Genomic DNA, 7,076 nt, shown 5'->3' on the forward strand with positions numbered 1-7,076 from the left:
GAAACCCCCTTTCGAGATGAAAATCCTCCTGTTCGAGCATCTTCATCTCGAGCACCGCCATCTTTCCGAAGGGCCCTGCGGGCGAGGTGGGGTAGTCGCCGGACAGCGACTCGAAGATAGCGTCCGCGCCGGGGTAGTTGCGGGCGAATATCTCCTTCTGCCCGCGGAGCGCGCGATCCACCAGGTCCTTCTCGGCGGGCGTGAGAGCAGGCGCTGAAGCAAAGGAGATCTTCGCGCAGGCCATAGCCGCAACAAAGAGAAGCGCAGTAAACGTCCTCATAGTATTCATGCATCGTCCGCTACCATCACTCGATATGCGTTGCAAGCAAGCCCTCGCGAGGCTATTATCCCGATCGCATCGTCATGGCGGCATTGGGACCCATCTGAAATAAAGCGCTCCGGGCATTGACATCCGTGGAATATGCGGCGTATAATAGCTCATAAACATTAGACAAATCAACAACTTAGCATGCCCAACTTTCAACAAAAGGCCACGATAGATTTCAGGCGCGACATATTCGCGATCCTCTTCCTCGCGATGGGCGTCTTCACGCTCATGTGCCTTGTCTCCTACAGCCCCACCGACCCGGCGCTCAACTCGGTGTCCAACGTCTCCGAGGTCAAGAATCTGGGCGGCATCGTGGGCGCATACGTCGCGGACATCCTCTTCATAATATTCGGCATCAGCGCGTTCGTCACCTCCGCCCTCCTCCTCCTGCTGAGCGCCCTGCAGTTTCTGGGCAAACCCATACGCATGAGGGTCCGAGAAATCCTCTACTATACCGGTTGCCTCGCGTTCGCTGCATCGCTCATACACCTCAACTGCGAGACGATATCCATACGGGGCCAGGCGATCGCCGGCGGAGGGATGATAGGGACGCTCATAGGCGACATGCTGGTCCGCTACCTCAACAAGGCCGGCGCCTTCATATTCTCGATCGCAGCCTTCGTGCTCTTCTTCACGCTCGCGACCAAGCTCACCCTAGCCGAGACCGCGGCGATCGCGAAACGGGGCTCGACCGCGACCGCGGCAGCGCTCCTGGCCCTCTGCCGAGGGCTGACGTCGATGTCGCGCTCGATTGCGGCCCGGGCCTCCTCCATTGCCAATGCTATCCCCGAGATGAAGGGGAAATTCAATTTCCGCAACGCGAAGACAGAGGACAAGGAGTCGCTGGCCGATCCGAAGAAGCGCACTGTCGAGAAGATGACCCTGGAGGAGACGGCGCAGAAAAAGGCGCGCGACATGGTCTCGATCGAGCCGATCCGCAGGGCGCCCGGCGCCATCGCTCCCGCCCCGGTCCAGCCGGCGACGAGGCAGCCGGTTCAGCAGGCGGCGAAGACGACGGAAAAACCCGCGGCGGCCCCGCAGGGGCCCGACGCCGCAAGCCCCAGGATACTCAAGCGCGCGGACGCGAAACCGCGCACGCAGGAGGACCAGCTCAAATTCAAGCGCATGACCGCAGAGGGCTACGAGCCGCCGCCCATATCGCTCCTGGATTCGGAGGAGCAAGCCAAGATCGAAATAGACGAAGAGACGCTCAAGAAGAACTCCCTCATCCTCGAACGCAAGCTCATGGACTTCGACGTGGAGGGCAAGGTGCTCGCCATCCACCCGGGCCCCGTGATCACGATGTACGAGTTCGAGCCCGCAGCCGGGACCAAGCTGAACAAGATCGTGAACCTGCAGGACGACCTATCGCTGACCCTGGGCGGCCGCAGCGTCCGCGTGGTGCCGCACCTCCCCGGCAAGGCCGCGCTGGGGATCGAGATCCCGAACGGCGAGCGCGAGATAGTCTATCTCAAGACCATCGTCTCCTCGCCGCAGTTCGCCAAATCGCAGTCCAAGCTCGCCATGGCGCTGGGGTCATCCACCTCCGGGCTGCCGGTGGTCACCGACCTCACGAAGATGCCGCACCTGCTCGTGGCCGGCGCGACCGGCTCAGGCAAGAGCGTCGCGATCAACAGCATCATCCTCTCGATCCTGATAAAGTCTTCGCCCGAAGACGTGCGTTTCATCCTGGTCGACCCCAAGATGCTCGAACTCTCGGTATACGACGGCATCCCGCACCTGCTGCTCCCGGTCGTGACGAAACCCAAGCCCGCGGTGCAGGCGATGCGCTGGGCGATCCGGGAGATGGAACGGCGCTACAGGATCCTGGCCGATGCGGGCGCGCGCCACATACTGGGCTACAACGAGAAGGTGAAGGCCGGACAAGTGACGCTGGTCTCCGAGGAGCGCGCAGCCGAACTCATCGCAGCCGACAAAGAGGCGATCGCTCACACGGGCAAATTGCCCTACATCGTCATCATCATCGACGAACTCGCCGACCTCATGATGACGGCGAGCCAGGACATGGAGGAGGCGATCACGAGGCTGGCGCAGATGGCGCGCGCCGCCGGCATACACCTCATCCTCGCAACGCAGAGGCCCAGCGTGGACGTGATCACCGGTCTCATCAAGGCCAACTTCCCGGCGAGGATCGCGTTCAAGGTGACCGCGAGGCACGACTCGCGCACGATCCTCGACAGCATGGGCGCAGAGGCGCTGCTCGGACAAGGCGACATGCTCTTCATGACCCCGCAGGGCGGGAACCTCATCCGCATCCACGGCTCCTACGTGAGCGACCAGGACATCTCCAGGGTGGTCGACCACCTCAAGGGTCAGGGCGAGCCGGTCTACGACGAGTCGATACTAAAGGAGCCGGAGGCAACAACAGCGGGCGGCGAGTTCGACGAAGAGGACGACGGGCTCTACGACCAGGCGGTGAAGCTCGTCGCCGAGACAAAACAGGCCTCCATCTCCATGGTGCAGCGCAGGCTGCGCATCGGTTACAACCGCGCCGCGCGCATGATCGAGCGCATGGAGGCCGAGGGCGTGGTCGGTCCGGCCGACGGCTCCAAACCCAGGCAGGTGTTGGTGAACAATCTCGGGGCGTGACATGAAATCCCTTCCGCTTATAGCGCTCCTCCTGATCGCGGTATTTTTCTCCACGACGACGCAGGCCGTCGATAAAGTTCCGTCGAGCGGAGAGATCGACGCCATCGAGTCCGCATACCGCTCGATAGACGACCTGACCGCGAAATTCACGCAGAGCACACAGATAGAACTACTCGCGAGGACCGTAACCAAGCACGGGCTCTTCCAGTTCAAGAAGGGCGGCAAACTCCGCATCGAGTACAAGGACAAGGGAGGAAAATATTACGTCTCGGACGGCAGCACGATCTGGACGTACGTGCCCGGTGACGACGCGAGCCTCGAGACATTTGCGGTGAACGACAAGACCATGCCCAAGGAAGCGCTCTCCTTCCTCAACGGTTTCGGCAAACTCTCAAAGGAATTTTCGATCAGCGCGACAGCCTCTTTCGACGCGATCCCCGCAAACTCGGCCGCGATGAGGCTCACTCCGCGCGCGAAGAACGCGCAGTACGAGTGGCTCGACGCGCTCTTCGGGCCCGACCATCTTCTCAAGGAATTGGTGGTGAAGAATAGATCAGGCAACGTCAGCCGCTACACATTCATGGAGATCAAGACCAACTCCAGCCTTCCGGACAAGCTCTTCACCCTCTCGTCGGGCAAGGCGACACCCGACACCCTGCCGGAGTAAAAAATCCTGACCAACTATAATTTAATTCCTCAGCGGTTTTCCGGTCTTGAGCATATGCGCGATCCTCTGCTGCGTCTTCTTCTCGCCCGCGAGCGAGAGAAAGGCCTCGCGCTCGAGTTCGAGTATAGCGGACTCGCTGGCCTGATGCGCGGTGGCTAGCGCGCCGCCGGCGAGCACGCGCGCGAGCCGGGAGACAACGACGAGGTCATAGTCGGTCGCAAGCCCTCGGGTCCTGTACTGCCGCGCGATCTCAATCAGCGCCCTCTCGCCCCCTTTACCCGGAAGCGAGACGTCGTCGCGATATTTCGGCGGCTCGTAGCCCTGCGCGAGTCTCATCACCTCGTCACGCGCATGCGCGATCAGCTCGTCGCGGTCCATCACGATGCGGTCGGATTTTGCGAGCAGGCCCAAGGCCATGGCGTCGCGGGCAGAGGAGGATGACTTCGCAGTCCCGATCAACTCGAACGCGGCGCACGACTTGGGGAACGGCCCGCCGTCGCAGGGCGCTCCTTCAGGAATTTGCCAATTCGCGCGCTTCGCACACTCCCTCTCCTCCATCGCGAGGAGCATGTTCTTGCAGCCGCTGCCGGAGGGGATTAAACCCACCATGAGCTCCGTGAATCCTATGTAGCTTTCGACATGCGCCACGCGTGCGGCCGCCGCGAGGCAGATCTCCGCGCCCCCGCCAAGCACCCTGCCGAACGGTACTGCTACCACGGGCCTTTTTGAAAACCTGATCGCCTGGCACGCCGACTGAAAAGCGCGGACCAACCGTTCGAGCTCGCCGAACGCGCCGCGCTCGGCGAGCGAGACTATGAGATTCAAATCGGCGCCGGCCGAGAAGATCTCTCCTTCGTTGGCGATGAGGAGCCCCGTCCCTGCGCGCTCGGTCATCTCCACTGCACGCGAGAGCATCGTTATCGCACCTTCGTCCAGCACGTTCATCTTGGTATGGAACTCGCAGCAGAAGATCCCTTCACCCAGATCGATCAGCGATGCGGATGCATTTCCTTCGATCAGCCCGCTTACCCTTCTGGCCCTGGAGATCGCGATCGGCCTCTCATCGTGCGCGCGCAGATCCGCCGGTCCTCCCTTCATGTCGAAGACAAACCTCAAACCCTCGCTGTGGGAATAGAAGGACTCGCGGCCTGTGGAGAGGAGCCGCTGCACGAGTTCCGGAATCGGCCTCCCCTCTTGAGCGAGCCTTGCCGCAACCCTGCGCGGGCCGAGCGCGTCCCACGCCTCGAAGGGACCGAGCTCCCAGTTGAAGCCCCAGCGCAGCGCGCGATCTATCGATGCGATGTCGTCCGCGATATCGGGCGCGCAGCTCGCCGCATATGAGAGCGTCCGGGATACGGCGGGCCACGCGATCTCGCCCGCCTGGTCAGCCGCAAACGCGGTTCTGCGCAATCTCTCAGCCGCCTCGGGCAAGCGCTCGTGCTCGGAGAGCGATCCTGCGCAGAAGTTGAGGCGCGGCCTGTATGACACCAATCTTAAGTCCATCGCCTGAGACCTGCCGCCGTCGGCAGCGTAGAAGCCACGGCCCGACTTCGCGCCCTTGAATCCCATGGCGAGCATCTCGGAGAGAAACGGGGGCACGCAAAACGGCGCGGCGAGTTCGTCCGGGCCGCACGCGGCGTGTATCTGCGCTGCAACCGCGGCGACCGTGTCCAGGCCCACCATGTCCAGCATCCTGAAAACTCCCTGCCTCGGTCTCGCAGCGGGCCTTCCCATCACCGCGTCCACCGCCTCGATCGGCCAGCCCCTTGCCTCCGCGAGATGCATCGCGTCCATGACCGAGAAGACGCCGATGCGATTTGCGATGAACCCTGGCGTATCCTTGACCCTGACCACCCCCTTGCCCAGCCTCGACGTGAGGAACTGTTCCACGAGCGCTGCGGCGCCGGATGCGGACTCGTGGCATGCGATCTCCACGAGTTTCAGATACCTCGGCGGATTGAAGAAATGAGTGATGAGAAAGCGCGAGCTGAAGCCGGCGCCCATAGGGGCGACGAGCGCGCTGTGGGAGATCGAGGAGGTATTGGAGCTTATGATCGCGAAGGGATCTGCCAGCGAGTCGATCTTGCGAAGGACGGCGGCCTTGGCGCCCAAGTCCTCGACGATGGATTCCACGATCCAGCCGCAGCCGGCGATCCTCTCGGCGTCCCTTTCGAGGTCGCCCAACCTTATCCTATCGACGTCGCTGCGTGAAAAGAGCGCCGCGGGCTTAAATTTCGCGATCCTCTTTTTCACCTCGTCGCCGCAGTCGGCGCCCGCAGAGGCGCGGATCAGCTCGACCTCGCAGCCGGCGCCGGCGAAGAGCGCCGCGAGCTGGCAACCCATGGTGCCCGCGCCGATCACCGCAATTTTATTCAATCTGTCCGTCAATGGTCACGGCCTTTCAAGGATCACGGCCATCCCCTGCCCGCCGCCTATGCACATGGCCGCAAGCCCTGTGGACGCCTTGCCCTCCATCATCGCGTGCACGAGCGTGGCCACTATGCGCGCGCCGCTGGCGCCGAGCGGGTGCCCCAGCGCGATCGCTCCGCCGTGCACGTTGAGCCTCTTCTCGTCTATCTCGAGTTCGCGCATCACGGCGATCGACTGGGACGCGAATGCCTCGTTGAGCTCGATGACGTCTATGTCCGCCAGTTTCATGCCGGCGCGCTCGAGCGCCTTGGGGATCGCGCGTGCCGGCCCCATGCCCATGAACTCCGGCGCCACACCGGCCACCGCAGCCGCGCGCACCTTCGCGATCGGCGCAGCTCCGATCCTCTTAGCGAACCTCTTGGAGGCGATCACCGTCATGGCCGCGCCGTCGGTCATGGGCGAGGAGTTGCCGGCGGTGACGCTCCCTCCCTCCAGGAACGCGGGCGGCAGCGCAGCGAGCGCCTCTATCGAGGTGTCGCCCCTCGGCCCCTCGTCCTGTGCGACCTCGAACTCCCGGCCGTCAGCGGACAGCGCTCGCACCGGCGTCTTCTCGGCGTCGAACTTCCCCTTCGACTGCGCCAGCACCGCCTTGCGGTGGCTCATGAGCGCAAAGCGATCCTGTTCCTCGCGCGATATGCCGTACGTGCGCGCCACGTTCTCCGCAGTGAGCCCCATGGAGATGTACGCGTCGGGCGCGTCGTTGCGCATGAGCCTCTCGTTGAGGTTCGGATTGAACCCGCCGATCGGCACGTGGGACATGCTCTCCACGCCGCCGGCGACGAAGAGCTCGCCGTCGCCGCAGCGGATCGCGCGCGCAGCCTGGGCTATCGCCTCGAGGGAGCTGGCGCAAAAACGGTTGATCGTCACTGCGGCTACCCTCTCGGGGAGCCCGGCGAGGAACGAGATGTTGCGCGAGACGTTGTAACCCTGTTCACCCTCCGGCATGGCGCAGCCGATGAGCACGTCCTCGATCGCGGAGGGGTCGAGCCCCGGTACGCGCGCAAGTGCTGCGCAGAGGACCTGACTCGCTATGTCGTCGAT

Annotated in this window: 5 protein-coding genes; 2 read left to right on the forward strand and 3 right to left on the reverse strand. The window is 63.2% G+C overall.

From position 1 onward, the window contains the following. The coding region (locus WC683_18540; protein ID MFA4974608.1) for a hypothetical protein at positions 1-289 on the reverse strand (289 nt) is incomplete at its 3' end. Positions 290-469: 180 nt separating this feature from the next. On the opposite strand from WC683_18540, the gene WC683_18545 reads away from it, so the two are divergent. Further along, complete coding sequence (locus WC683_18545) at positions 470-2,938, forward strand: DNA translocase FtsK 4TM domain-containing protein (protein ID MFA4974609.1); 2,469 nt, start codon at positions 470-472, stop codon at positions 2,936-2,938. A 1-nt stretch (position 2,939) separates the two neighbouring features. After that, entirely contained in the window at positions 2,940-3,605 is a 666-nt protein-coding gene (locus WC683_18550) for an outer membrane lipoprotein carrier protein LolA (GenBank protein MFA4974610.1), read from the forward strand. 21 nt (positions 3,606-3,626) lie between these two features. Here the strand turns inward: WC683_18550 and WC683_18555 are convergent, their stop codons facing one another. Together WC683_18555 and WC683_18560 are read right to left on the reverse strand one after the other, a co-directional pair. Next, positions 3,627-5,981, reverse strand: coding sequence for a 3-hydroxyacyl-CoA dehydrogenase/enoyl-CoA hydratase family protein (locus tag WC683_18555; protein ID MFA4974611.1), 2,355 nt, complete (start codon positions 5,979-5,981; stop codon positions 3,627-3,629). Between the two features lie 15 nt (positions 5,982-5,996). After that, positions 5,997-7,076, reverse strand: a 1,080-nt coding sequence (locus WC683_18560; protein ID MFA4974612.1) for a thiolase family protein, incomplete at its 5' end; no start/stop codon positions are given.

It is taken from the genome of bacterium (assembly GCA_041648665.1).
Classification (GTDB): Bacteria; UBA10199; UBA10199; order 2-02-FULL-44-16; family JAAZCA01; genus JAFGMW01.